The following is a 24,002-nucleotide window of genomic DNA, read 5'->3' as shown; positions in this document are numbered from 1 at the left end:
TCGAATCAGGAGTCGGTGTCGATCGCGAACGGGCGATCTCTGATGTCCTGATAAGTGTAGGGGCCGGTCTCTGGGAAGCGCTTCAGCGGCAGGCAAGACTCTTTTGCCGCGTCGCGTCGGGCGCGGCGGCATGCTTTCGCGATGGCCTCGCCCGAGCGAGCCTCCTGACCTGGGCCTTCCTCGAACTCATCGGCCGCATGGTTGCGATGCGTCGGGATCGGAAGCGCCCAATTTCGGGTGCGTGCCGCTGGCTGGTGATCGACCCTGAGCATCTGCAGCAGCGCCACTCGGAAGTCGCTAAAAGGGCTCGCGAACCGGCGCTTTCCCGAGCTCTCGATCCCCTCGGCGAGGTTCTCGCTGGCGAGGTCTCTCGATCGGGAGACTGTATCAGGCCGCAGTGCCGCGCGCCTGCGCGATCGCGGCCAGGGCCGCCTGCGGGTCGATGCGGCCGTCGTAGAGGGCCCGGCCCGTGATCGCGCCGGCGATGAGCGCGCAATCCGGCTGGAGCAGGCGGTGCACGTCGGCGATCGAGGCGAGGCCGCCCGAGGCGATCACCGGGATGCGCACGGCCTGCGCGAGGGCCAGTGTCATCTCGACGTTGAGGCCTTTCAGGATCCCGTCCCGGGCAATGTCCGTGTAGATGATCGCCGCGACGCCCGCATCCTCGAACCGGCGGCCGAGTTCCTCAGCGGTCATGCTGGAGGTCTGCGCCCAGCCCTCGACGGCCACGCGCCCGTCCTTGGCATCGATGCCGACCGCGATCTGGCCGGGGTGCTGGCGCGCGGCCTCGCGGACGAAACCGGGATCGCGCACGGCAGCGGTGCCGATGATCACCCGGGCGACGCCCTTGGCAAGCCAGCTTTCCAGCGTCTTCATCTCGCGGATGCCACCGCCGAGCTGTACCGGGATGCCGACCCGGGCCAGGATCGCATCGACGGCATCGGCATTGCGCGGCGCGCCCGCGAAGGCGCCGTCGAGATCGACCACGTGGAGCCAGGGGAAGCCCTGGTCCTCGAAGATCGCAGCCTGCGCTGCCGGATCGTCGCCGAAGACTTTCGCCTGCGCCATATCCCCCTGGACGAGGCGGACGCAGCGTCCTTCCTTCAGATCGATCGCCGGGTACAGGATCACGGGCGTTGTCTTCCTTCTCGCCGGGGCCGGACCGCGCTCAGGGGCGCCAGTTCAGAAAGTTCGCGATGAGCGCGAGGCCGAGCGTCTGGCTCTTCTCAGGATGGAACTGCGTGCCGGCGACATTGTCGCGGGCGACCAGCGCCGTGACGGGGCCGCCGTATTCGGCCACCGCCACGACGTCCTCCGGATGCTCCGGCGTCAGCGCGTAGCTGTGCACGAAATAGGCGTGCAGGCCGTCATCCCCCGTGGGGATGCCGGCGAGGAGCGCGTGGTTGCGGGCGGCCCGCAGGGTGTTCCAACCCATGTGGGGGATCTTGAGGGCCGGATCCGAAGGCCGGATCAGGCCGACGTCGCCGGGGATCCAGCCGAGCCCCGGCGTGGTGGTGTATTCCAGTCCGCGGGTCGCGAGCAACTGCATGCCCACGCAGATGCCCAGGAGCGGCCGCCCGGCCGCATGAGCCGCGTGGGTCATCGCCTCGACCAGGCCGGGAACGGCGTCGAGCCCGCGCCGGCAATCGGCATACGCGCCGACGCCCGGCAGGACGACGCGATCGGCCGCCGCCACCACCTCGGGGTCCGCAGTAAGGCGGATGCGCGCGTCGCGCCCGCTCTCGCGAGCCGCGCGCTCGAAGGCCTTGGCGGCCGAATGGAGGTTGCCGGACCCGTAATCGATGATCGCGACCGTCTCGGAACTCATGCGCGTCTTGACCAAAACATTACCGGGCGCCTTCCTGGGCGGGGAACAGACCGATCACCGGCTCGGCGCGGCGGGTTGGCCCGCTCGGGAACGGGGCGCGGGGCGTGGCCGTGCTGGACTCGAGCCAGCGGCCGAGCGCTCGGGCCTCGGCCTCTTCGGGGCTGGCGGCCACGACGGCGTCGCGGGCTGGCCACCCCCGCCCGGTCAGCGTCCAGCGCCGCAGGCTCGATGCCTCCAGCCCGACCAGCCAGGACGCCAGCAGCGTGACGACGATTGCCGCGCCCGTGGACAAGCCGAGGGCGAGCCCCGCACCGGCCAGCGCCGCGAAGCCAGCGAGCACGATCAGGGCCGCGATCCAGAGCCGATGGTAAAGGAACCAGAGCACGCTGAACGCGAAGGCCGACCACGCGAACCCGTCCGACACGAGCACGGCCCGATCGAGGCCGAGTGGCTCACCCGGCCGCGCATCGGTCGGCAAGTGGAGCGTGTAGCTGCGCATCCGCATCGCGGGACTCCCGGAAAAGCGCGCTTCGACGTCGGAACGACGGCCGCAGAGCGCGACGAAACGATGGTCTACAGGGAGCCCTTCGTGGAAGGAACGCGCCCCTCCTCGCGCGGGTCGATGGCGACGGCCTTCCGCAAGGCGCGGGCCAGCCCCTTGAAGCAGCTCTCGGCGATGTGGTGCGCGTTGTCGCCGTAGAGGGTCTCCACGTGCAGGGTCAGCCCGGCATTCATCGCGAAGGCCTGGAACCACTCGCGGACCAGCTCGGTGTCGAACTGCCCGATCTTCTCCACCCGGAACGTGGTGCGGAACACCAGGAACGGGCGGCCCGAGATGTCGACGCAGACGCGGGTCAGAGCCTCGTCCATCGGCAGGTGGATATCGGCGTAGCGCGTCACCCCGCGCTTGTCGCCCAGCGCCTTTGCGAAGGCTTGCCCGAGCGCGATGCCGCAATCCTCGGCGGAATGGTGCTGGTCGATATGCAGGTCGCCGTCGACCTTGACCTCTAGGTCGAACAGGCCGTGCCGGGCGAACAGGTCCAGCATGTGGTCGAGGAAGCCGATTCCGGTGGCGATCGTCGATCGTCCGGTCCCGTCGAGACCGACGCTGACCGAGATGTCGGTCTCGGCGGTCTTCCGGCTGATGGTGGCGCTGCGCATCTTGGTTCGGACTTTGCGTCGAGGGCGGCCCGGGCCGCCCGCGCCTTCTAGATGGACTTTCTGCGGATTGGAAAGGGCGGTGCCCCCTTACGGGTTCAGCACCCGGCCCGCCACCGCATCGAGCTTGGCGATGAGCGCCGGGTCACGGGCCGTCGGCGCCGTCATGATCGCCCCGTCCAGGGCCCTGTGCGACTTCGCCGGGCAGGGCTCGCGTTCTGCCGGGAAATCGCGTGCCAGCCGCGCCACCAGCCGAGCCGCCTTGTCGGCATTGGCGCGGGCCACGGCGACCACCGCGGCGACGTCCACGGCGTCGTGGCCGGGGTGCCAGCAATCGTAGTCCGTCACCATGGCGATGGTGGCGTAGGTGATCTCGGCCTCGCGGGCGAGCTTGGCCTCAGGCATGTTGGTCATGCCGATCACGTCGAAGCCCTGCGCCTTGTAGGCGCGGGATTCGGACAGCGACGAGAATTGCGGCCCCTCCATGCAGACATAGGTCCCGCCACGATGGACCGCGATGTCCTCGGCCCGGGCGGCGGTCGCGATCCGCGCCTGCAATCCGGGACCGACCGGATGGGCCAGGGAGACGTGGGCGACGCAGCCGTCACCGAAGAACGACGCGGCTCGCCCATGCGTGCGGTCGACGAACTGGTCGACCAGCACGAAAAGGCCTGGGGGCAAATCCTCCCGAAACGAGCCGCAGGCGGAGAGAGACACGAGGTCAGTGACGCCGGCCCGCTTCAAGATGTCGATGTTGGCGCGGTAGTTGATGCTGGACGGCGCGTACCGGTGCCCGCGCCCGTGCCGCGCCAGGAACACCACCCGGGTATCGCCGATCCGGCCGATCCGCAGGGCGTCCGAGGGCTCACCCCAGGGCGAGGCGACGCGCTCCTCGCGCACGTCCTCAAGACCCGGCAGGTCGTAGACGCCGGACCCGCCCATCACTCCGAGTACCGCTGCGCTCATGCCGCTTGTCCAATGTGGTCGCGGCGCATCCAAAGCGCCGAAGGTCCGATCCGCCACCTCGTGCCGAGGTGCCGATGTGAAGCGGAGTCCTCGATGAGGCCCCCGGAACCGAAGGCGATCCGTCGAGGGCTCCTCCGAGGCCGGCCGACGGGGCCGACTCGGGATGAGGTCCGTATTCGGAGATCGGCGCAGCGAAACGGCCGATCGTCGGTTCGTTCGAGCGGTAGCATGCGGCCACAGCCCAAAAAAGATGGGCCTCCCGAAGGAGGCCCATGCAGCGGTACCGGTAGCGAAGCGGGTCCGCCTCAGAAGGTCTTGTGCAGCTCCGGCTGAAGGCCGTGGACCTCGCCGCCGACATCCGCCCAGATCTTCTTCTTCACGTAGTAGAGCAACCCGGACATGATCATCAGGAACAGGATCACCCGGAAGCCCAGGGCCTTTCGGTCCATCATGTGTGGCTCGGCCGCCCACATCAGGAAGGCCGCCACGTCCTTGCCGTACTGGTCCACAGTCTCGGGTACCACCGGCTGGCCGTTCTCGCCCTTCGGATAGGTCACCTGCCCGTCCGTGATCGGGGGTGGCATCGCGATGATGTGGCCCGGATAGTACTTGTTGTAGTGCCCGCCATCGGGGAGCGCGAAATCCTTGGGCGGATCCTCGTAGCCGTTGATCAGCGCGTGGATGTAATCGGGGCCCTGCTCGGAATAGCCGATGAGGGGCAGCCAGTCGGTCAGGAAGTACAGGGAGCCCCGGGAGAAGGTTCGCGCCTTTGCGATCACCGAGAAGTCCGGCGGCGCCTTGCCGCCATTGGCGGCCGCTGCGGCCTGGTCGTTCGGGAAGGGCGGCGGGAACGTGTCAGCAGGCCGCCCGGGCCGGTCGAACATGTCCCCGGCATCGTTCGGGCCGTCCTTGACTTGGTATGTCGCGGCCAACGCCTTCACCTGACCGGCCGAGAAGTCCGGGCCGCCCTCCTGCGCGAGGTTTCGGAAGGAGACCAGCTTCATCGAGTGGCAGGCCGAGCAGACTTCCTTGTAGACTTGGAAGCCGCGCTGCAGTTGCGCGGTGTCGAAGCGGCCGAACACGCCGGCGAAGCTCCAGTTGACGCGGGCCGGCACCGGGCCGCCGTGCCCTTCTTGGGCACGGGCCGGCGCAGCCCCGATCAGCAGCCCTGCGAGGGCGGCTGCGGCGGTGGTCGAGAGGACGCGGGTCATCATCATGGTCCTGTCGTCAGCCCGTCAGCCCTGGGTGGTCGGAGCGGCGGCAGCACCCGCCGGCATCCCGGATCCGCTCACCTGCTTGCCTGGTCCGGTGACGCTCTCCAGGATCGATCCCGGCAGCGCCTTGGGCGTCTCGAACAGGCCGCAGAGCGGCATGACGATCAGGAAGTGGGCGAAGTAGTAGGCCGTGCAGATCTGCGCCGCGAGCACGTATCCGCCCTCGGGCGGCTGCGAGCCGAGCCAGCCGAGCAGCAGCGTCGCGCCGATGAACACCCAGAAGAACTGCCGGTAGATCGGCCGATAGTTGCACGAGCGGATCCGCGACGTGTCGAGCCACGGCGCAAAGGCAAGGATGATCACCGCCGAGAACATCAGGATCACGCCGCCGAGCTTGCTCGGGACCGCCCGAAGGATCGCGTAGAACGGCAGGAAGTACCATTCCGGCACGATGTGGGCGGGCGTCACCGCGGGGTTGGCGGCAATGTAGTTGTCGGCGTGGCCGAGGAAGTTCGGCTGGTAGAACAGGAACCACGAGAACAGGATCATGAACACGCAGGTGGCGAACACGTCCTTCACGGTTGCATAGGGAGTGAACGGCACCGTGTCCTTGCCCGACTTGATCGGGATGCCGGCCGGGTTGTTCTGGCCGGTGACGTGGAGCGCCCAGACGTGCAGCACGACCACGCCGGCGATCATCCAGGGCAGCAGGTAGTGCAGCGAGAAGAAGCGGTTCACCGTCGGGTTGCCCACCGAGTAGCCGCCCCACAGCAGGGTCTGGATCGTGTCGCCGACGACCGGGATCGCCGCCAGGATGTTGGTGATGACGGTGGCGCCCCAGAAGCTCATCTGCCCCCAGGGCAGCGTGTAACCCAGGAAGGCGGTCGCCATCATCAGCAGGTAGATGACGACGCCGAGGATGTAGAGCACCTCGCGCGGGGCCTTGTAGGACCCATAATAGAGCGCCCGGAACATGTGGACGTAGACCGCGATGAAGAACATCGACGCGCCGTTGGCGTGCGCGTAGCGCAGCAGCCAGCCGTAATTCACGTCGCGCATGATCTTCTCGACGGAATTGAACGCGCCCGTCGCGGAAGGCTCGTAGTGCATCGCCAGCCAGACGCCGGTGATGATCTGGATCCCCAGGAAGGCCGCGAGGATCGCCCCGAAGGTCCAGAAGTAGTTCAGGTTTCGGGGGACCGGATAGGCGATGAACGACGAGTGCACGAGGCCGGCGATCGGCAGCCGCGCTTCGAACCACTTCGCAACGCGGCTCTTCGGGACGTAGGTGCTGGCAGTTCCGCTCATGGCTGCGTCCTCCTCAAGCCGCTTCCTTGCCGCCTTCGCCGATCCGGATTTTGGTGTCCGTCTCGAAGGCGTAGGGGGGGATCGGCAGGTTGATCGGCGCCGGCCCGTGGCGGACGCGGCCGACCGCATCGAACTGGGAGCCGTGGCACGGGCACGCCCAGCCCTCGAAATTCCCCTGGTGGCCGATCGGCACGCATCCGAGATGCGTGCAATTGCCGTACACGATCAGCCATTGATCGTGACCGTTCTTCACGCGGGCGGTGAAGGCCGCAGGGTCGATCATGGCCGACAGCGGCACCGCTTGCATGTCGGTCACCTCCTTGGCCGTGAGCTTGCGCACGAAGATCAGCTTGCCACGCCAGAAGACGTTGACGATCTGCCCGTCCTGGATCGGCGTCAGATCGACCTCGATCGGAGCGCCGGCAGCGATCGTGTCGGCGTCTGGGGCCATGGACGAGACCAGGGGCCAGGCCGCGGCTGCGGCCCCTACGGCCAAGGCGGCACCTGTGGCCAGGAACAGAAAGTCTCGGCGGCTGCCCTCGGGTGGGGCGCCTGCGGAAGCGGCGGCGGAGGTGTTCGCCAAGATTCGGAACTCCAAGCGTTGGCATGAAGGGGCCGCAGGCACCCAGCTCTGAGGGCCCGGCTCGGCCGCTATCAAAGCATTATCGTTCTAATCTGGGCAATGAGACCGTCTGCCACCCCTGAGTCAAGCTTTGCCTTGGGGCCAGGCGCCAGGGATCGGACACGATCGCCACGATATGTTGCACAGCACCACCCCGTCCCGGCCGCTACGCGACGGCATCGTTGTAGCGGGCCGTCCCGTCGTCCAGGAATCCGCCCGATTGACGCGCCCACAGGCCGGCATAGACGCCGCCGCGCGCGACGAGCGCGGCGTGAGTCCCTTCCTCGACGATCCGCCCCCGATCGATGACCACAAGCCGGTCCAGGGCCGCGATCGTCGACAGGCGGTGGGCGATCGCCAGGACCGTCTTGCCCGCCATGAGCGTGTCGAGCGACTCCTGGATCGCCGCCTCGACCTGGCTGTCGAGGGCCGAGGTGGCCTCGTCGAGAATCAGGATCGGCGCATCCTTGAGGATCACCCGCGCGATGGCGATGCGTTGGCGCTGGCCGCCGGAGAGCTTCACGCCACGCTCGCCAACCTGGGCGTCGTAGCCCCGTCGCCCCTTGTGGTCGACGAGATCGGCGATGAACCGGTCCGCGTGCGCCAGCCGGGCGGCGCGCTCGATCTCATTCTGGGTCGCGCCCGGACGGCCGTAGGCGATGTTGTCGCGGATCGAGCGATGCAGCAGCGACGTATCCTGGCTGACCATTGCGATCGCCTCGCGCAGCGATTGCTGTGTCACGACGGCGATGTTCTGACCGTCCACAAGAATGCGCCCGCTCTCCACATCGTAGAGGCGCAGCAGCAGGCTGGCGAGGGTGGACTTGCCGGCCCCGCTGACGCCGACCAGCCCGACCTTCTCGCCGGGACGGATCGTCAGCGAGAAATCCTCGATGACGGTGGCGTCGCCACGGCCGTAATGGAAGCCGACCGACTCGAAGCGGATTTCGCCCCCCGAAACCGCGAGTTCCCGGGCATCCGATGCGTCGACCAGCCCGTGCGGTCGCGCCATCGTCTGCATGCTCTCCTGGATCACGCCGACATTCTCGAACACGCCGCGGACGGTCTGCATCACCCAGCCGGACATCGCGATGAGCCGCAGGACGAGCGCTAGGCCGGCCGACGCCTCGCCGGTCGTCATCCCGCCGCTGCGCCACAGGACCACGCTGGCGGCGCCGGTGGCGAGCAGCAGCCCGCTGTTGAGCAGCCCGAGCAGGCTCGTCGTGAGGGTGACCAGCCGGAACTGATGGAGGTAGGCGCCGGTATGGACATCGACCGCATCCCGGACCGCCGCCCGCTCCTCGCGGTCGCGGGCGAAGAGCTTCACGGTCAGGATGTTCGTGTAGCTGTCGACGATGCGACCGATCAGCACGGAGCGCGTGTCCGCCGTGCGGTGCGAGCGGCTCCGGGCCCGGGGCACGAACCACGTCGTCAGGGCGGCGTAGGCGGCGATCCAGAGCAGCACCGGCAGGGCGAGCCAGGGCGAGATCGAGCTGAACAGACCGACCGCGGTCACAGCGTAGATCGCCACGTAGAGCAGCGTGTCGATGAAGACCACGGCGAGTTCGCGCACCGCCGGCCCGACCTGCACGACGCGATTGGCGAGGCGCCCCGAGAAGTCCCCCTGGAAGTACGAGAGCGCGTGCCCGAGGGTGTAAAGATGTGCCCGCCATCGGATCTGGTTCGTGGATTGTGGCACGACGAGCTGGTTCGACAGAACCTCGTGCGCCCAGATCGAGACGGGGCGCACCACCGCGACGAGCAGGACGACGAAGGTCAGGCCGCCCGCATGGTCGGACAACACGGTCGCCCGGTCGGCTGTGCCGAGCAGGTCGATGAACCAGCGCATGACGAGATAGAGCGATGCCTCGACCGTGCCGGCGATCACCGCGATCACGAACAGCGCCGCCAGCGCTGCCCGAATCGGACGCAGGTAGAACCAGGCGAAGCCGGAGACCGTCCGCGGCGGCATCCGCGCCTCGTCGAACGGCGCGAACGGGTCAACGCGGCGCTCAAGCCAATCCAGGAGCATCTCTTCGGGGGCGTGTCTCTGCGGGAGCCCCACATGTAAGCGACGGCCGCCGGCCGCCAAGCGCGCGCGGTCGTCGCGGGCCGTCTCTCGAAGACGACATTCCTCGCGGAGGACCCGGGCCGACCCCATCGGGCTGGCCCGGACGGCCCCTACCGGACGAGGGCCAGCGACGCGCCCGACTTGGTCAGCGCCCCGTCGAGCGAACCGCCGCCCTGGCGCAGCCGCGCCGCCACGGTGCCGCCCGGCTGGTAGAGGTAGACCTCGCCGTCACGGAAATCCCAGGCCGAGACCCTGGCGAGATCCTTGTTGGGGCAGCCCGAGGTCGAGGCCTTGTAGAGGTCCAGGGCCGGCGCGCTCGACAGGGTGACCTTGCAACTCGCGCCCGTGGCGTCCTTGGCATCCCAGCTACCGACTACGGAGGAGCGGCCACTCGCGACCACCGGAGGCGGCGGCGCGGGCGGCGTCACCGGCTCGGCAATCACCGTGGGGCCGGAGGCCGGCTGGCCCGCCTGGGCGCCGGGGGGCGGGGGCGCATCGGGGCTCGCCGCCGCGCCGGGCGGCGGGGCGAGGGGCGCCGCCGTGACCGTGCCCGACGGGAACGCCGGCACCGTCTCGAGGGCGGCCTGGGGCGATGGAGCCCGGCTCCGCGGCCCGTCAAGGCGGCTGGTGGCACAGGCGCCGAGACTGGCGCTCAGGCAGAGGGCAGCGAACGTCGACAGGTTCGGGCGCAGCATCGGACCACTTCGGATCGGGCTTGGAATGAGCGCGGGGACGCGCTTTCCTCCTGACTCGATGCCAAATACGCTGACCGCAAGGCGAGGGTGCCGACCGCGCCCCAGTCCGCTGCGGAGGGACGGCCTTTTCCCCCCGGTGTGACCGGGAGGCCTCACCGTGCAGCAGTCAGACCGTGCGCTCGATCATCATCTTCTTGATCTCGGCGATGGCCTTGGCCGGGTTCAGGCCCTTCGGGCAGGTGTTGGCGCAATTCATGATCGTATGGCAGCGGTAGAGCCGGAACGGGTCGTGCAGGGAGTCGAGCCGGTCGCCGGTGTTCTCGTCGCGCGAATCGATCAGCCAGCGATAGGCCTGAAGCAGGGCCGCCGGACCCAGGAACTTGTCGCCGTTCCACCAGTAGCTCGGGCACGACGTGCTGCAGCACGCGCACAGGATGCACTCGTAGAGTCCGTCGAGCCGGGACCGATCCTCGGGGGTCTGGCGCCACTCCTTCTCTGGAGCGGGCGTCTCGGTCTGGAGCCACGGCTCGATCGCGGCGTGCTGGGCGTAGAAGTTGGTGAGATCGGGAACCAGGTCCTTCAGGACCGGCATGTGCGGCAGCGGGTAGATCCGAATCGCCCCGTCCTTGTCCTTGCGGGTCATGACCGGGAGGGCATTGTCGGGGCTCTTGCACTCGTCGATGCCCATCGTGCAGGCGAGCGCGTTCTGGCCCTCGATGTTCATGGCGCAGGAGCCGCAGATGCCCTCGCGACAGGAACGGCGGAAGACCAGGGTCGAATCGACCTTGTTCTTGATCCACAGAAGCGCGTCGAGCACCATCGGGCCGCAATCGTCCCGATCGACCTGATAGGTGTCGATCCGCGGGGTCGCCCCGTCATCCGGGTTCCACCGGTAGATCTTGAACGTCTGCAGATTACTGGCCCCGGGCGGGGGCGCCCAGGATTTTCCCTGCGTGATCTGTGAGTTCTTCGGAAGGTTGAACTGGGCCATGGTTCTCGACGGCTTCCGCTAGAGCAGAATGCGGCGGCTCAAATCATAAATCTTCGCCGCCACGAGAATTATAGATCTAGATCAGTACACTCGCGCCTTCGGCTCAATGTACTGGATCTCGTTCGACATCGTGTAGGTGTGCACCGGCCGGTAATCGATGGCGACCTGATGCTGGCCTTCGTCGAGCCAGGAGAGCGTGTGCTTCATCCACGTCTTGTCGTCACGGTCAGGGAAATCCTCGCGGGCGTGGGCCCCGCGGGATTCCTTGCGATTGGCGGCCGATTCCATCGTCACCACCGCCTGCCCGATCAGGTTGTCGAACTCCAGGGTCTCGAGGAGATCGGTGTTCCAGACCAGCGAGCGGTCGGTGATCTTCACGTCGGCGGCGGCGTTCCAGACCTTGTGGATCAGGCCCTTGCCCTCCTCCAGCACCTCGCCGGTGCGGAACACGGCGCAGTTGTTCTGCATCGTCTTCTGCATCTCTGCGCGCAGCTCCGCAGTCGGCGTCGAGCCGTTGGCGTGGCGGAAGCGGTCGAGCCGTTCCAGCGCCTTGTCGGTGGCGCCCTTCGGCAGTTCCATCGCGCGGCCGTTCGGCTCGACGATCGCGGCGCAGCGCTTTCCGGCGGCGCGGCCGAACACCACGAGGTCGATCAGCGAGTTCGAGCCGAGGCGGTTGGCGCCGTGCACCGAGACGCAGGCCGCCTCGCCGATCGCCATGAGCCCGGGAACGACGGTGTCGGGGTTGCCGTCGCGCAGGGTCAGCACCTCGCCGTGATAGTTCGTGGGGATGCCGCCCATGTTGTAGTGCACGGTCGGGATGACCGGGATCGGCTCCTTGGTCACGTCGACGCCAGCGAAGATCTTCGCGCTCTCCGAGATGCCCGGCAGGCGCTCGTGCAGGATCTTCGGGTCGAGGTGGTCGAGGTGCAGGTAGATGTGGTCCTTGTTCTTGCCGACGCCGCGGCCGTCGCGGATCTCCATGGTCATGGAGCGCGAGACCACGTCGCGCGAGGCCAGGTCCTTGGCAGAGGGTGCGTAGCGCTCCATGAAGCGCTCGCCCTCCGAGTTGGTGAGGTAGCCGCCCTCGCCACGCGAGCCCTCGGTGATCAGGCAACCCGCGCCGTAGATGCCGGTCGGGTGGAACTGCACGAACTCCATGTCCTGGAGCGGCAGCCCGGCGCGCAGCACCATGGCGTTGCCGTCGCCCGTGCAGGTATGCGCCGACGTCGCCGAGAAATAGGCGCGCCCGTAGCCGCCGGTGGCCAGGATCGTCATCTGAGCGCGGAACCGGTGGATCTCGCCGGTGGCCTGGTCGAGGGCGATGACGCCCCGGCAGCGGCCCTCGTCATCCATGATCAGATCGAGGGCGAAGTACTCGATGAAGAAATCGGTCTGGTTCTTCACCGCCTGCCCGTAGAGGGTGTGCAGCATGGCGTGGCCGGTGCGGTCGGCCGCCGCGCAGGTCCGCTGAGCGGTTCCCTTGCCGTAATCGGTCGTCATGCCGCCGAACGGGCGCTGGTAGATCTTGCCCTCCTCCGTGCGGGAGAAAGGCACGCCCCAATGCTCCAGTTCGTAGACCGCCGCGGGCGCGTTGCGCACGAGGTACTCGATGGCGTCCTGATCGCCGAGCCAGTCCGACCCCTTCACCGTGTCGTACATGTGCCAGCGCCAATCGTCCGGGCCCATGTTGCCGAGCGAGGCCGAGATGCCGCCCTGCGCCGCGACGGTGTGCGAGCGGGTCGGGAACACCTTGCTGATGCAGGCGGTGCGCAGGCCCGCCTCGGAGCAGCCGACGGTGGCGCGCAGGCCTGCGCCGCCCGCGCCGACGATCACGACGTCGAAGGCGTGGTCGTGGATGGTGTAGGCAGGCCCGCTGCCGTTGGTGCCGTTGGCGGCCATGTTCGGCTCCTCGAGATGCTGTTGGCGGGGGTCAGGCCGGCTGTCCGAAGCCGATGCGCAGGACCGCGTAGAGGCAGGCTACGGCCACGAGGACCGCGTACATGTTGTTGGCGAGCACCGAGACGATCTTCGTCGCCGGCGCGTGAACGTAATCCTCGATGATCACCTGCATGCCGAGCCGCATGTGGATCGTCACCGACAGGATCGCCAGGATCAGGATAATGGAGACGAAGGGTTTGGCGACCAGCTGCGTCGCTTCGACGTAGCCGCGACCGGCCATCCTGGCGACGATGACCACGAAGGCCAGCATCAATACGGTGTTGGCCAAAGCGGTGATCCGCTGGAGCCACCAATGGCCGGCGCCGTGATGGGCGACCCCCAGGCCGCGGATGCGCGCCCGGGGTGTGCGGATCGAGAGGCGTGTATCCTGTCGGATCTGTTCCTGAGCCATTCCGGCCTCCTCAGCGGACCAGTAGGGCAGTCGCCCAGATGACGAGGGTGAGCGCGACGGACCCGATGAGCGTCAAGCGCGCCATGCCCAGGCGCTTCTCCCGGTCGAATCCGATGCCGGTATCCCATATCAGGTGCCGGACGCCGCCGAGCATGTGGTGCATCAGCACCCATGTATAGACGAACAGGATCAGTCGCCCGAACAGCGAACCGAAGAACCCGGCCACGTATGAATAACCCACCGGTCCTGAGGCAAGGGCCACGAGCCAGATCGCCACGAGGGCAGTTCCGCCGTAGAGGGCGGTGCCGGTAATACGGTGAAACACCGACATCGCCATCGTCCAGGTCCAGCGGTAGATCTGGAGATGTGGCGAAAGCGGCTGTGATACTGTCGGGCGCGCGGTGGGTGCCATCGGGTTGAAGCCTCGCAGCTGCGAACTGGACCGTCTCTAATCTGGTAGCGCTAGTGCCTGCGCGGGCAAGCGGCAATGTGTCATGCTGCGCCGCAATGCGCCGTAGCGGCTTGATAGCGCGGCGGTTCTGTCACCGGAGTTGGCCCAGCAGACGCCACCACGCGTAATCGAGCGGCGCCGCGATCAGGAGCGATGCCAAGCCGAAGCTCAGAGTGAGCCGCGTGGCGTCCCGCAGGCGGACGCCGCCGAGTTCGCTCGCGAATACGATCGGTGGCGCCTGGTAAGGGAAGAAGAGCGTCGAGTAGCCGATCACCTGTAGGGAGACGACCGCCAGCGGCGACAGGCCGCTGGCCTTCGACATCTCGCCCGCCAGAGCCGTGTAGAGGGCCGGCGCCCCGTTGGCGGTGACGAGCAGCGTCAGCACCGTGCCGATGCCGGTGAGGACCGCGAAGTTCTGAAGCTGCGCGCCGGGTGCGAGCGGTGCGACTGCGAGCAGCAGGTGGCCGAGACGCTCGCCGAGCCCGGTCTCGTTCACCAGCGCGACGAGCCCGAGCAGCGCCGCGATGTAGAAACATGTGCGCAGGTTCACCTGCTGGAACGCCTCAGCCGGCAGCACGCCGACCCGCGGAAGCAGGCAGATCACGGCCGCCGCGAGCCCGATCCAGGCGGGGGCGAGGCCATGGACGCCATCGGTCATCCAGAGCGCTAGGGTGCAGGCGAGAATCGTCGCCAGCCGCCGTTCGGCGGCCGAGACCGGCGGAAGGGCCGGCAGCACATGCATCCCGAGGCGCAGCCGGTCAGGGAACAGCCTCACGATCAAAGCCACCAGCATCACGCCCTTGACGATGGCCAGGACCGGCGCGTGCAGGACAAAGTAGGACAGGTAGGACAGGTGCAGGCCGAGCAGTTGCTCCGCCGAGCCGGCCATCACGAGGTTGGGAACGTTCGCCGGCAGGATCGCCGCGGACAGGATCGGTGTTGCCACGCCGACCGCCAGGACCGCGCCCGTCCGTCCCGGCCGGCCGGGCGCAAGTCCGAAGGCGTCGCAGAGCGCGAGCGTCACCGGGATCATCAGGGCTATTCGCCCGAGATTGGACGGCATCACGAAGGCGATGAGGAAACTCAGGATCACGAGGCCGGCGATGAAGTGCGCGTAGGAGCCGGACAGGCGCAAAGCCAACGCCCGTGCCATGCGGTTGCCGAGGCCCGTGCGGGTCATGCCCTGGCCCACGACCATGCCGGAGAGAACCAGCCAGAAGGCCGAAGCCGAGAAACCGGAGAACACGGTCCCGGCACCGCCGAGCCGCAGCAGCATCGCCAGCCCGAAAAAGGCGAGCGCCGTGACGATTTCGGGCAGCAGCGCGGTGGCCCACAGGCCCATGCACAGCATGAGCAGGGCAGCTGTCGCCGGAACAACAGCCTCGCCGTTCAACCGAACCTCCAAAGTCTGCGCCAGCGGTGCATGGGCCGGTTTGGAACGGTTCGCAATTCGGGACTCCGCGACTCATCCTTCGCGATAGACGAAGGCTGGCGGCCCGCGCAGGCTGATCTCCGCAAGGGTCGCCGCACGCGAACGTTCGGCCGGGCCAACGTTTCCGAGGCATCCTCGGCCTGTCATGCGGTTTCGGTTGGCTCGCCCGGCCTATCGTCGCTCACCGCCATCGCGAACGCAGCGAGCCAGGGACACGCGACGATGGGGAACCGCGTGATCCACGAAGTTGCTTCGCCAGGGTCCGCAGACGGCGACAGGCGGCGACGGTCGTTCAACGCGAAACCGTATCAGTCCGTGATCGATAAAGGCTCATCACCGGAACGGCGGCTCGTCGAAGCTTCGGAGCTTGCGCGAGTGGAGCCCGTGCCTGTCGGCGCGGAGTACGTCGAGCGCCGCCAGTCCTACGCGCAGGTGCTCGGAGACGGCCCGATCGTAGAATGCATTGGCGGCTCCGGGCAGCTTGATTTCCCCGTGGAGCGGCTTGTCCGAGACGCAGAGCAGCGCACCGTACGGCACGCGCAGGCGAAAGCCCTGCGCCGCCACGGTGCCGCTCTCCATGTCCACCGCGATGGCGCGCGACTGGTTGATCCGGCGGCGCTCCTGGCTGAACCGCAATTCCCAGTTGCGGTCGTCGTAGGTCACCACCGTGCCGGTGCGCAGGCGCCGCTTGAGCGCCTCAGCCTGCTCGCCCGTGACGGAGGCGGCGGCGTTCTGGAGCGCGACCTGCACCTCGGCCAGCGCCGGCACCGGCACGTCCGGCGGCACCAGCTCGTCGAGGATCCGGTCCCGGCGGAGATAGGCGTGCGCCAGGACGTAGTCGCCGATGGTCTGCGACTGCCGCAAGCCGCCGCAATGGCCGACCATCAGCCAGCAATCCGGGCGCAGGACGGCCAGATGGTCGGTGATCGTCTTCGCGTTCGACGGGCCGACGCCGATATTGACGAGGCTCGTCCCCTGCATGGTCCCGTCAGCCCCCCGGGCGACCAGGTGGTAGGCCGGCATCTGGTGCCGGTGCCATGGCGAGGCGGCGATCACCGCGGCGGGATCGGCCGTGGCCGCCTCGGCCCGGCTCACCGACAGACCGCCCGGCAGGACCAGCCGCTCGAAACCCTCCTCGCCGGAGGCCAGCCGCTCCAGCCCGTGGCGGACGAACTGGTCCACATAGCGGTGGTAGTTGGTCAGCAGGATCCAGGGTTGAACGTCACGCCAGTCGCAGCCCGTGTAGTGGACCAGGCGGCGCAGGGAGTAATCGACCCGCACGGCATCGAACAGCGCCAGGGGGAGCGGCTCGCCGTCGCAAACGTCGAAGGTGCCGTCCGCGATCTCGTCGCCCACGAGCGACAGCAGCGGCACCGGGAAAAAGGTGGCGAGTTCCGCGCCGTCGACCGTCCGGCCACCGGCATCGAGCCCCGCCTCCAGGACGTAGGGGTAAGGGATCTCCTGGGCGCTCTGGCCGACCTCGATTTGGATCCCGTAATCGGCGATCAGCGGCTCTAGCTGCCGGGTGAGATATTCGCGGAAGAAGGCCGGATGCGTGACCGTGGTCGCGTAGGTGCCGGCTGCCTGGAGCTTGGCGGTGGCGCGCCGCACCCGCGGCAGCGGGCCGGTGGGACGGTAGCTGATCCGCAGCTCGGGATAGCGGAACGCCAGGCGCTCGGTGGCGTCCGGTGGCGGCCCTCCTGCAAGGTAGCGCTCCAGCGCGGTCCGCAGGGCGCCGGCCGCGTCCTCGTAGAGCGCGACCAGACGGTCGATCGCGCTGCCCGCGTCCGCGACGGCCTGCATCGGCCGCAATTCCCGCTCGATCATGTCGCCTCCCGTCCTGTGCCCGGCTCTACACCGCCCCATGCGGCGGCGCGAGCTACGGGCTTGCGGCCGGCTGGCGCTTGGCCGAGAAGCCGGCCCAATCGAAGCGAGGTTGCATGGACATGAGCGCGGACGAGTTCGGGACCCGTCCCGGCGAAGAGATGGCGACCCTGCCCGCGCGCTTCGACGCCGGCCTCCATTTCATCGGCCGGTTGCGCACGCCCTGGCACACCCGGCCCGATTGCCCGAAGAACGGATCGCAGACCGACGCAGTTTGCACGGTCGAACTCGACGCGGCCTATGTCCCCGCCCTGCGCAACGTCACGGGCTGCAGCCACCTGATCCTGCTCTACTGGATGGACCGGGCGACCCGCGGCCTCGTGGTGCAGCGGCCGCGCCACGCCGACGGCCCGCGCGGGACCTTCTCCCTGCGCTCGCCGGCGCGGCCGAACCCGATCGCGCTCTCGGTGGTCGAGCTGATCGCCCGGGAGGGCGACACCCTGCGGGTGCGCGGCCTCGATTGCCTCGACGGCACGCCGCTCCTGGACATCAAGCCCTACTACGCCTCGACGGACTCCCGGCCGGACGCGCAGGTCGACCGGGCCGGTGCCGCTCCGTGAGGCGTCTCGTCGTCCCGCTCCTCGGCGGCCTCGCACTCCTGACCGTTGGCGGCCTGTCCGGCTGGCAGTTGCACAAGCCGGCCGCGGATGCGCGTGCCTATGCCGGGATGCGCTTGGTCGCCGTGCAGGTGAGCTTGGACGAGGCGCCGGCGGATTACCTGTTCTGGGGCGGCGATTCCCAGGTTGAACTCCAGCCCGGAGGCCAGGGTCCGTGCGGCCTCGCCTTGGTCAACGGCGGCGTCAGCGGTGCGACGGCGTCCGCCTACGCGGACTACCTCGCCCACCTGACGTTCCATGCCCATCCCGGGCTCGCGGCACTGACGATCGGCACCAACGACATCCTGCTGAAGAACAAGCCCCGCTCGCCCGAAGCGGCGGCCCGGTTCGAGGCCGCCGCCGAAGCGATCGTGAAGCGGCTTCAGGCCGTGAGCCCCCGGGTGGTTGTCACCGCCCTCCCCCCGGTCGGGCGCGAGATCGCCCATTTCGTCGATGCGGGCGCCGTGGCGGATTACTCGCAGCGGCTGCGCGGCCTGTGCGGGCGCATCGGTTGCGTCTTCGCGGACCCGTTCGCGGCGATCCGCGATGGCGACACCGGCTTCGCCAAGCCCGGCACCATGCGGGACGGGCTGCACCTCGCAGCGTATCGGCCGGTGCTGGCGGCACTCGGGCCGACGCTGTGCAATCGGTAAGCCTTCGCGTTCAGGCAGCCGCTCCGGACGATGGCCGACGCCGCCAGGCTGGGCCGACTATGCTATGCGCCGAGGCGGGCGCCGTCTCCGCCAGGGCGAGAGGTCAGGACGGACCGCCAGGGGGAACGCCCAGCACCTTTCGCGACTCCTCGAGGAGCACGGCGTGGCGCGCCGCTTCCGGCCCTTCATTGGGCGTCGCTTGTGCCGCCTTCGCGACGATCGACTTGAAGCGCTTCCTGTCCAAAGACCGGAACCGCAGGCTGGCGAGAACGGCATTGAGCACGATGCGCACGGCGCGCGAACGCTGCCTCTCCTGCTCCAACTCAGAGGCCAGCGACGGATCGCCCAACCGGGCGGCGCTCACAAGGCCGACGAGGACGGCACTGTCCGTGGCGGTGAGGGTCGTCTCGTCGTCGTCGGCCAAGGTCGCGGAATGTCTCTGCCTGTCGAGAACCTTCGTCGCCTCGGCCAGCAGGATCCGGTGTTGAATCGCGGCCGACGCGGTGGCCGGAATTGTCTGGCTCGCCAGAGCGATCAGGCGCCGGAACTTGCGTCGATCCAGGCCGAGCCGGCTGGTGCTTTCCCGCACTGCAGCGAGGACCGTCCGTAGCATGGCGGTCCGGATCCGCGCCTCCTGAAGCTGGTCGCGCAAGGCCCGCGCCGAAGCCGATGGGCCCAGCGGATCGTCCGGCAGGTGCCGCGACTGTTCCGCCAGCTCGACGATCACGTGATGCATGAGGGCGACACGCTCCCGACGAGCCTCGTCGAGCGCGAGGCGCGGCGCCCCCTTGCGGAGCCAGACGAAGAACTCGGTCTCATGCCTCTCGAGCGTGTCTTCAACCCGAAGATCCAAATAGCCCAGCAGCGACAACTCCAGGATCATCAAGCGGAAGCTGGCCGGCACGAAGACCCAGGCGTGTGCATCGGTGTAGTGCGGCAGCTGTGCCACGGCGCGCCAATTCGGCTCGTCGGCGAGGGAACAGACGGGTTCCACAGGCCGGACGTCGTCACCCGCCCAGGCTCCATGCGTGTTGGATTTCAGCGCCATGTTCAGGGCGTAGTCGATGTGCGTCCGGACCGTATGCCTGTCCCGCCGCTCCAGGAAGGCCGCGATCGCGTCCGCCGTGGCGGACGGATAGCGGAAGAAATCGAAGCACTTGCGTTTATCGGGCACCGCCAGGATCACGACGCCGTCGGGCCGCAGCAATGTTTCGGCCGCGCGCAGGAACGTCACGATGTCGGTCGTGTGCTCGATGACGTGGCTGGCGATGAACGCGTCGAAGCTCCCATGCTGGTCGCTCGGAACCGCATCCGCGAGCGAGCCGCCGCTCCAGACGAAATCGACATCCTCGATCCGGTCGATTGTCTGATCGTGATATTTCTTTATCAATTCGTCGCGCGAGGCGTGATCAATGACGAAAGTGTTCCAGCCATCACGCTTCGGGGCCAGTGGATTGAAGCTCGGCCCGATCTCGATGATGCGTGCCTCTTTCGTCAGGGACTGCAGAAGCGACTGCGCACGATCCATTCCCAACCTCAGCTCCTGAGCAGCTTCCTGGTAGATATGAAGTATCCTAAGGCCAGATTCAGATTTCAGAGAATATGAGCCCGATAGGAAGGGGCTTGATGCTTCCCGATCCGGATATGGCGCTTACGCTCCCGGACCGCGTCGCGTCTCGGAAGTCGCCGAAGTCCTCGATCACTTCGACACCTATATTCGACATGTCCATGACGAGGTGCAGATCGATCTCCGCCGTCCCATCTCACAACAGACGCGCTGTACGCGCCTAATATGATTATTATGCAAATCGAATACGCTTTCGAAACGTATCGATTTTCACACTGTCTTCCCTCGCTCGATCCAAAAAATCGCCCGAAATTTGAAAGTGTGTTGATTTTTCACTCGGCTCTCTTCAAAAATGAAATCATGTTCGAACGCCGGAAAAACGCAACGCAGCGGCACCACTTTGTATGGATGATACAAATTCTGCAATTGATACCACAACCTTCCGCGCTTTCATAAAATCCGATCTTGGCGATATTGCAAGGAAGCCCGTGCAGATGCGGCACGGCAACGATATTTGCGAAGCTACGAAGATGATATTCACGGACGCAATCCAGCGCAAGAGTTGGGCGCAGGCTCCCGATCTAAGGCGATTACCGGATCGCTTCGTGGGGTTATTCTAGCAAAGCTGGAGCGCGGCAAGATGGGATGGTCCGGTGCCGGAACTCGCGGATCCGCCGCGGGCCGATGCGTCGGCGGAAGACGCTTGATGCATGCGCCCGAATTCGCGGTCCGTGATGCGGCGGCCGCCGCCGCCCGCATGCGCCGCCTCGGCCGACCCGATGGGTTGCAATAACTCGACGGCTTCGCCGACGTGCTTTCGAAGACAGATGGGGTCGACGACGAAGCCGAGACGGCTGCGCCGACGAACGCAACGTCCCGAGCGTTTCGGCCTCCGAAACTGCGAGATGCGAGGCGTTGGAGGGCCGGGAAATTTGACGGACCGGTCGGGCGCACGTAGCTGCTGTCCGATGCTGGATCGACGCGTCATCGCCTTACGGGCGCGCTTCGAAGCCGGTCTTCGCCACCGATTGCAGCGACCGACCTCTCGGCGAGGTGCGGCACCCAGCCGGAATCTTCCCATTTCTGACGTGTGTGCCATCGACGGATCGCGCCCCTCGGCTTCCTGGGCCGTGGGCATCGCGGATCTCGCTCATGCCGCGTTGATCGACGAGCTGGAAACTTGGCCGAAGCCGGGTCTCGTGAGCCCGGTCGACTCGGGCAGCCACACCGACATGGACGCCGATACCCTGCGCTGCAGCGCCGCGTCGATCCGCCCCTTCTTCGCCGAGCTGGCTGTAGCAGGCGCTCGCGGGGCGGACATGAACAGTCTGCGCCTGATCGGTCTGCGGGCCGAGGCGGCGATGCTGGCCGCGACCGGCGGCGTCAACGCGCATCGCGGTGCCATCTTCTCCCTGGGGCTGATCTGCGCGGGAGCGGGGGCGGCCGGCGACGCACCGTTCTCGGCCGAGGCGCGGGCGGAGGCTGTCGGCCGGCTTTGGGGCGGTGCGATCGCCCGGGCGCCGACCTCGGCGACGAGCCATGGCGGTCGCGCCGCGCGGCGCTACGGCGTCGGCGGTGCCAGCGCCGAGGCGGCGGCGGGATTCCCGACGATCCGGGCAGTCGGTCTGCCGGCGCTCCGCCTCGGCCGCGCCCGGGCGTCCGGTGACCCTGAAGCCGCCCGGGTCCAATGCTTCTTCGCGCTCCTGGCCATCGTGGACGACACCAATCTCCTGCACCGGGGCGGCGCCGACGGTCTGGCCGGAGCGCGGGCGGCGGCGGCGGCTTTTCTCGACGCCGGCGGGATCGCGGCACCGGGCTGGCGCGACCGAGCGGTCCGGATCCATCGCGACTTTGTGGCGGCGCGCCTCAGTCCAGGCGGTTGCGCGGACCTGCTCGCCACGACTCTCTTTCTCGACGCGCTTGCCGCGCAGGCCTGACGCGTAGGGCTGCCGTTCCGCCCGGCGTGTTTATGACCTGCACCGTTCCGACGCAGTTCAACGCCGGCTGCGCCGTCCTACATCCGCCCTTCCACCCACCACGACCGGGCAAGTCTCGTGTTCCTGATCAGGATCGCGCTCATCGCGCTTGTTGCCATCTTCCTCGTTCCCATCGCGGTCTCGGCGACGCTGTATTGGTTCAGAGCGAGCGGCGACTGGCGCCTCGCGGACAGATCCAGCGCCGGGCTGCTCATCGCGGCCGACGCAAATCCCGGGGCCGTGGTGCGCATCTTCTCCGCGCGTACCGTGAGCTGGCGCGGCATTGTCGCGACGCACAGCTGGATCGTGATCAAGGGCCGGGGCGAGCGTGCCTATCGCCGCTTCGATTACACGGCCTGGGGCCAGCCGATCTGGGTCGATCGCTTCGTGCCCGACGGCCGCTGGTTCGGCAACGCGCCCGCGGTGGTGTTCGCCGCGGATGGGCCGGATGCCGAGGCGATGCTCCCGCGCATCCGCAAGGCCGTGGCCGAGTACCGCTACGCACGGCCCGGTGATTATGTCGTCTGGCCTGGACCGAACTCGAATACCTTCGTCGCCGCCGTGATGGCGGCGGTCCCCGATATGCGGGCCAGCCTGCCTGCCACGGCGATCGGAAAGGATTTCCCCTACGACGGACGCTGGCTCGGATGGACGCCGTCTGGCACGGGGATCCGGATCAACCTCGGCGGCTATCTCGGGCTGACACTTGCCTGGGTTGAGGGACTCGAGCTCAACCTGCTCGGCGGCGTGGCCGGAATCGACCTGCGCCGTCCGGCTCTCAAGCTGCCGGCCCTCGGGCGCGTGGGCCTTTAGAGCTGCACCCCCTGCCGCGAGCTCAGCCCCGCGCCGTCGGTCTTGGGGCGCTCGCTGGCGCCGGCCCGGCTGCCATCACGGTGACGGGGGCTCGAGACGCCACCGTCCGGCGGCCTCAACCGCCGTTCCGCGCCATCCGCGTACCGGCGCTGCCATCGGCGACGCTCGGCAGCGGGTCCTGCGTGCCCGTCACGACGACGAGGCGCTGGATCTCGCCCCGCAGATACGCCTGGAGGAACCGGTCGTAGTCCCGGAACGAGACGCAGCCGTTCGAATCGCCGCGCGGGCCCAGCATGAAGGTGTGGGCCAGGAGCCCGACGCGGCCGTAGACGGCCTCGCTGCCGCCGACCGGCGTGAGGCGGATGGCGCGGACACCGTGGAACAGCTGCTCGCGCTCGGTGAGGTCGTAGGTCCCGGGCGGCGTCGGTCCGCGCATCCGCACATTGACGCGGCGCGGGTCGTCCAGGCCGTCGCCGAGGCCGGAATGCGCTTCGAGGCGATCGCCGTTCGGCAAGATCACGGAGCGGGCAGCGATATTGTAGACGGCGACGCCCGCGGTCGGGCTCGTCTCCGTCATGGGCCCGAGCGGCGGGCTGATGCGTCGCCGAGGCGCCAGCTCCGCAGGCTTGGTCTCGAGCGCCGTGTAGGACAGCGCGGGCGTGCGTTCGACGCCGAACAGTTTCTCGAGGAACGAGCGTTCGTCAGCCGGTGCCTGCGGCGGCGCGGCCGGCTCGATCCGTGCCATACGCCGGGCAGCCCTGCGGGTTAAACCGGCCGCGCGCGGCGCGCGGAATTCGGGCGGTCGCGGCACCGGGAGCGGCACGGTCATCTCCGCTCGCGGCGGCTCGGTGCCCGGCGAATCGGGCGCCGGGGCCGATTCGGGCTCCGGCGAGAGGGCGGGCGGCGCGATCTGCGCCCAGGCCCAGCGCGACAGGGGACCGCCGATGGCGTCGCGCCACGGCTCGCTCGAAGCGGCCTCCTCCTTCGTGTCGACGGACGGAGCTTCGGCGGGCGGCTCGACCAGGGTCACCTGGGTCTCCGGCACGCGGAGCGTTTCGGCCGGGACGAGGTCGCGGCGGGCTATACCGCTCCCGAGCACCGCCATTGCCACCGCCGCCGCGAGTACGGCCATCGGGGCGGCGCACGAGCGGCGCGCGTTTGCGTAGGTGGGGCCGTCCAGCGGCACGGAATCGATGGCCATGCGGGCGCCAATGCTCCTCGTCGCGGAGCGGGTGCCCGCCGGACCGTCGTCGCTGCGGCTCTGAGTAGCCGCACGCTCGAATCGACGGGCCGACCGGCCCCGCTCGGACTGAAACAGCGGGGCCGGGCCGGCTTTTCTGGGGCGGCTGCGTGGTCGATCTTGGATCGATCGAGACCATTTTTGGGCGCGGTTACACTCTGTCACACGAATCAGAGTCAGTTTCCGC

23 protein-coding genes are annotated in these 24,002 nt (G+C 68.1%); 4 read left to right on the top strand and 19 right to left on the bottom strand.

Features of this window, described 5'->3' with window-relative positions; all coding sequences use genetic code 11:
- Positions 1-5 precede the first annotated feature (5 nt).
- From Q8W67_RS06325 to Q8W67_RS06245, 17 genes are all read right to left on the bottom strand, one after another.
- Complete coding sequence (locus Q8W67_RS06325; protein WP_305542498.1) at positions 6-398, bottom strand: DUF29 family protein; 393 nt, start codon at positions 396-398, stop codon at positions 6-8.
- Positions 388-1,131, bottom strand: coding sequence for a 1-(5-phosphoribosyl)-5-[(5-phosphoribosylamino)methylideneamino]imidazole-4-carboxamide isomerase (gene hisA / locus Q8W67_RS06320; RefSeq protein WP_305542393.1), 744 nt, complete (start codon positions 1,129-1,131; stop codon positions 388-390). The genes Q8W67_RS06325 and hisA overlap by 11 nt, the downstream gene beginning before the upstream one ends.
- Positions 1,132-1,168: 37 nt before the next feature.
- On the bottom strand, positions 1,169-1,828 hold the full coding sequence (hisH, locus tag Q8W67_RS06315) for an imidazole glycerol phosphate synthase subunit HisH (protein WP_305542390.1): 660 nt from the start codon (positions 1,826-1,828) through the stop codon (positions 1,169-1,171).
- Positions 1,829-1,847: 19 nt separating this feature from the next.
- Complete coding sequence (locus Q8W67_RS06310; RefSeq protein WP_305542387.1) at positions 1,848-2,333, bottom strand: DUF2628 domain-containing protein; 486 nt, start codon at positions 2,331-2,333, stop codon at positions 1,848-1,850.
- Positions 2,334-2,401: 68 nt separating this feature from the next.
- Positions 2,402-2,989, bottom strand: coding sequence for an imidazoleglycerol-phosphate dehydratase HisB (hisB, locus tag Q8W67_RS06305; RefSeq protein ID WP_305542384.1), 588 nt, complete (start codon positions 2,987-2,989; stop codon positions 2,402-2,404).
- An 87-nt stretch (positions 2,990-3,076) separates the two neighbouring features.
- Positions 3,077-3,952 (bottom strand): S-methyl-5'-thioadenosine phosphorylase, encoded by an 876-nt coding sequence (locus tag Q8W67_RS06300; protein ID WP_305542381.1) that lies wholly within the window; start codon positions 3,950-3,952, stop codon positions 3,077-3,079.
- Positions 3,953-4,257: 305 nt separating this feature from the next.
- The gene (locus Q8W67_RS06295; protein ID WP_370693826.1) at positions 4,258-5,166 is read right to left on the bottom strand and encodes a cytochrome c1; all 909 of its coding nucleotides are present in this window, start codon (positions 5,164-5,166) and stop codon (positions 4,258-4,260) included.
- A 21-nt stretch (positions 5,167-5,187) separates the two neighbouring features.
- Positions 5,188-6,474, bottom strand: a complete 1,287-nt coding sequence (locus Q8W67_RS06290) for a cytochrome b N-terminal domain-containing protein (protein WP_305542376.1) — start codon at positions 6,472-6,474, stop codon at positions 5,188-5,190.
- A 13-nt stretch (positions 6,475-6,487) separates the two neighbouring features.
- On the bottom strand, positions 6,488-7,057 hold the full coding sequence (gene petA / locus Q8W67_RS06285) for a ubiquinol-cytochrome c reductase iron-sulfur subunit (RefSeq protein WP_305542373.1): 570 nt from the start codon (positions 7,055-7,057) through the stop codon (positions 6,488-6,490).
- Positions 7,058-7,262: 205 nt separating this feature from the next.
- Entirely contained in the window at positions 7,263-9,128 is a 1,866-nt protein-coding gene (locus Q8W67_RS06280; protein WP_305542370.1) for an ABC transporter ATP-binding protein, read from the bottom strand.
- 149 nt (positions 9,129-9,277) lie between these two features.
- A complete protein-coding gene (locus tag Q8W67_RS06275; protein WP_305542367.1) occupies positions 9,278-9,862 on the bottom strand; it encodes an AprI/Inh family metalloprotease inhibitor in 585 nt (194 codons plus the stop codon).
- Positions 9,863-10,028: 166 nt separating this feature from the next.
- On the bottom strand, positions 10,029-10,853 hold the full coding sequence (locus tag Q8W67_RS06270) for a succinate dehydrogenase iron-sulfur subunit (RefSeq protein WP_305542364.1): 825 nt from the start codon (positions 10,851-10,853) through the stop codon (positions 10,029-10,031).
- 81 nt (positions 10,854-10,934) lie between these two features.
- Positions 10,935-12,752: a succinate dehydrogenase flavoprotein subunit gene (gene sdhA, locus Q8W67_RS06265; RefSeq protein WP_305542362.1), complete on the bottom strand. Its 1,818-nt coding sequence runs from the start codon at positions 12,750-12,752 to the stop codon at positions 10,935-10,937.
- Positions 12,753-12,783: 31 nt separating this feature from the next.
- A complete protein-coding gene (sdhD, locus tag Q8W67_RS06260; protein WP_305542359.1) occupies positions 12,784-13,203 on the bottom strand; it encodes a succinate dehydrogenase, hydrophobic membrane anchor protein in 420 nt (139 codons plus the stop codon).
- A gap of 10 nt (positions 13,204-13,213) precedes the next feature.
- The gene (sdhC, locus tag Q8W67_RS06255; protein WP_305542357.1) at positions 13,214-13,615 is read right to left on the bottom strand and encodes a succinate dehydrogenase, cytochrome b556 subunit; all 402 of its coding nucleotides are present in this window, start codon (positions 13,613-13,615) and stop codon (positions 13,214-13,216) included.
- Positions 13,616-13,745: 130 nt separating this feature from the next.
- The gene (locus Q8W67_RS06250) at positions 13,746-14,996 is read right to left on the bottom strand and encodes an SLC13 family permease (protein ID WP_370693825.1); all 1,251 of its coding nucleotides are present in this window, start codon (positions 14,994-14,996) and stop codon (positions 13,746-13,748) included.
- A gap of 423 nt (positions 14,997-15,419) precedes the next feature.
- A complete protein-coding gene (locus Q8W67_RS06245; protein WP_305542351.1) occupies positions 15,420-16,913 on the bottom strand; it encodes an AMP nucleosidase in 1,494 nt (497 codons plus the stop codon).
- Positions 16,914-17,032: 119 nt separating this feature from the next.
- Here Q8W67_RS06245 and tsaA point away from each other — a divergent pair, with 119 nt between their 5' ends.
- Entirely contained in the window at positions 17,033-17,530 is a 498-nt protein-coding gene (tsaA, locus tag Q8W67_RS06240) for a tRNA (N6-threonylcarbamoyladenosine(37)-N6)-methyltransferase TrmO (RefSeq protein ID WP_305542495.1), read from the top strand.
- Positions 17,527-18,219 (top strand): SGNH/GDSL hydrolase family protein, encoded by a 693-nt coding sequence (locus Q8W67_RS06235; protein WP_305542349.1) that lies wholly within the window; start codon positions 17,527-17,529, stop codon positions 18,217-18,219. Before tsaA ends, Q8W67_RS06235 begins: the two co-directional genes overlap by 4 nt.
- A gap of 103 nt (positions 18,220-18,322) precedes the next feature.
- On the opposite strand, the gene Q8W67_RS06230 is transcribed toward Q8W67_RS06235, so the two are convergent.
- Positions 18,323-19,747 carry a methyltransferase domain-containing protein gene (locus tag Q8W67_RS06230; protein ID WP_305542346.1) on the bottom strand — a complete coding sequence of 475 codons (1,425 nt, stop codon included), beginning with the start codon at positions 19,745-19,747 and terminating at the stop codon, positions 18,323-18,325.
- A gap of 1,118 nt (positions 19,748-20,865) precedes the next feature.
- On the opposite strand from Q8W67_RS06230, the gene mdcB reads away from it, so the two are divergent.
- Positions 20,866-21,723 (top strand): triphosphoribosyl-dephospho-CoA synthase MdcB, encoded by an 858-nt coding sequence (mdcB, locus tag Q8W67_RS06225; RefSeq protein ID WP_370693824.1) that lies wholly within the window; start codon positions 20,866-20,868, stop codon positions 21,721-21,723.
- 117 nt (positions 21,724-21,840) lie between these two features.
- Positions 21,841-22,575, top strand: coding sequence for a DUF3750 domain-containing protein (locus Q8W67_RS06220; protein ID WP_305542340.1), 735 nt, complete (start codon positions 21,841-21,843; stop codon positions 22,573-22,575).
- Between the two features lie 115 nt (positions 22,576-22,690).
- On the opposite strand, the gene Q8W67_RS06215 is transcribed toward Q8W67_RS06220, so the two are convergent.
- Positions 22,691-23,776, bottom strand: a complete 1,086-nt coding sequence (locus Q8W67_RS06215; RefSeq protein WP_305542337.1) for a DUF2778 domain-containing protein — start codon at positions 23,774-23,776, stop codon at positions 22,691-22,693.
- Positions 23,777-24,002 lie beyond the last annotated feature (226 nt).

Source organism: Methylobacterium sp. NEAU K, from assembly GCF_030700285.1.
Lineage (GTDB): Bacteria > Pseudomonadota > Alphaproteobacteria > Rhizobiales > Beijerinckiaceae > Methylobacterium.
The sequence above is the reverse complement of the archived record's forward strand: the minus strand, read 5'-3'. Positions and strand labels throughout refer to the sequence as shown.

Excerpts from the sequence above, each read along its gene's own strand:
- Q8W67_RS06280 (WP_305542370.1), bottom strand. The coding sequence starts at position 9,128 with ATGCTCCTGGATTGGCTTGAGCGCCGCGTTGACCCGTTCGCGCCGTTC.
- Q8W67_RS06270 (WP_305542364.1), bottom strand. The coding sequence starts at position 10,853 with ATGGCCCAGTTCAACCTTCCGAAGAACTCACAGATCACGCAGGGAAAA.
- Q8W67_RS06275 (WP_305542367.1), bottom strand. The coding sequence starts at position 9,862 with ATGCTGCGCCCGAACCTGTCGACGTTCGCTGCCCTCTGCCTGAGCGCC.
- hisB (WP_305542384.1), bottom strand. The coding sequence starts at position 2,989 with ATGCGCAGCGCCACCATCAGCCGGAAGACCGCCGAGACCGACATCTCG.
- sdhD (WP_305542359.1), bottom strand. The coding sequence starts at position 13,203 with ATGGCTCAGGAACAGATCCGACAGGATACACGCCTCTCGATCCGCACA.
- Q8W67_RS06295 (WP_370693826.1), bottom strand. The coding sequence starts at position 5,166 with ATGATGACCCGCGTCCTCTCGACCACCGCCGCAGCCGCCCTCGCAGGG.
- hisH (WP_305542390.1), bottom strand. The coding sequence starts at position 1,828 with ATGAGTTCCGAGACGGTCGCGATCATCGATTACGGGTCCGGCAACCTC.
- Q8W67_RS06310 (WP_305542387.1), bottom strand. The coding sequence starts at position 2,333 with ATGCGGATGCGCAGCTACACGCTCCACTTGCCGACCGATGCGCGGCCG.
- Q8W67_RS06215 (WP_305542337.1), bottom strand. The coding sequence starts at position 23,776 with ATGGCCATCGATTCCGTGCCGCTGGACGGCCCCACCTACGCAAACGCG.
- Q8W67_RS06300 (WP_305542381.1), bottom strand. The coding sequence starts at position 3,952 with ATGAGCGCAGCGGTACTCGGAGTGATGGGCGGGTCCGGCGTCTACGAC.
- tsaA (WP_305542495.1), top strand. The coding sequence starts at position 17,033 with ATGAGCGCGGACGAGTTCGGGACCCGTCCCGGCGAAGAGATGGCGACC.
- Q8W67_RS06250 (WP_370693825.1), bottom strand. The coding sequence starts at position 14,996 with ATGGGCCTGTGGGCCACCGCGCTGCTGCCCGAAATCGTCACGGCGCTC.
- Q8W67_RS06290 (WP_305542376.1), bottom strand. The coding sequence starts at position 6,474 with ATGAGCGGAACTGCCAGCACCTACGTCCCGAAGAGCCGCGTTGCGAAG.
- sdhA (WP_305542362.1), bottom strand. The coding sequence starts at position 12,752 with ATGGCCGCCAACGGCACCAACGGCAGCGGGCCTGCCTACACCATCCAC.
- Q8W67_RS06230 (WP_305542346.1), bottom strand. The coding sequence starts at position 19,747 with ATGGATCGTGCGCAGTCGCTTCTGCAGTCCCTGACGAAAGAGGCACGC.
- sdhC (WP_305542357.1), bottom strand. The coding sequence starts at position 13,615 with ATGGCACCCACCGCGCGCCCGACAGTATCACAGCCGCTTTCGCCACAT.
- Q8W67_RS06245 (WP_305542351.1), bottom strand. The coding sequence starts at position 16,913 with ATGATCGAGCGGGAATTGCGGCCGATGCAGGCCGTCGCGGACGCGGGC.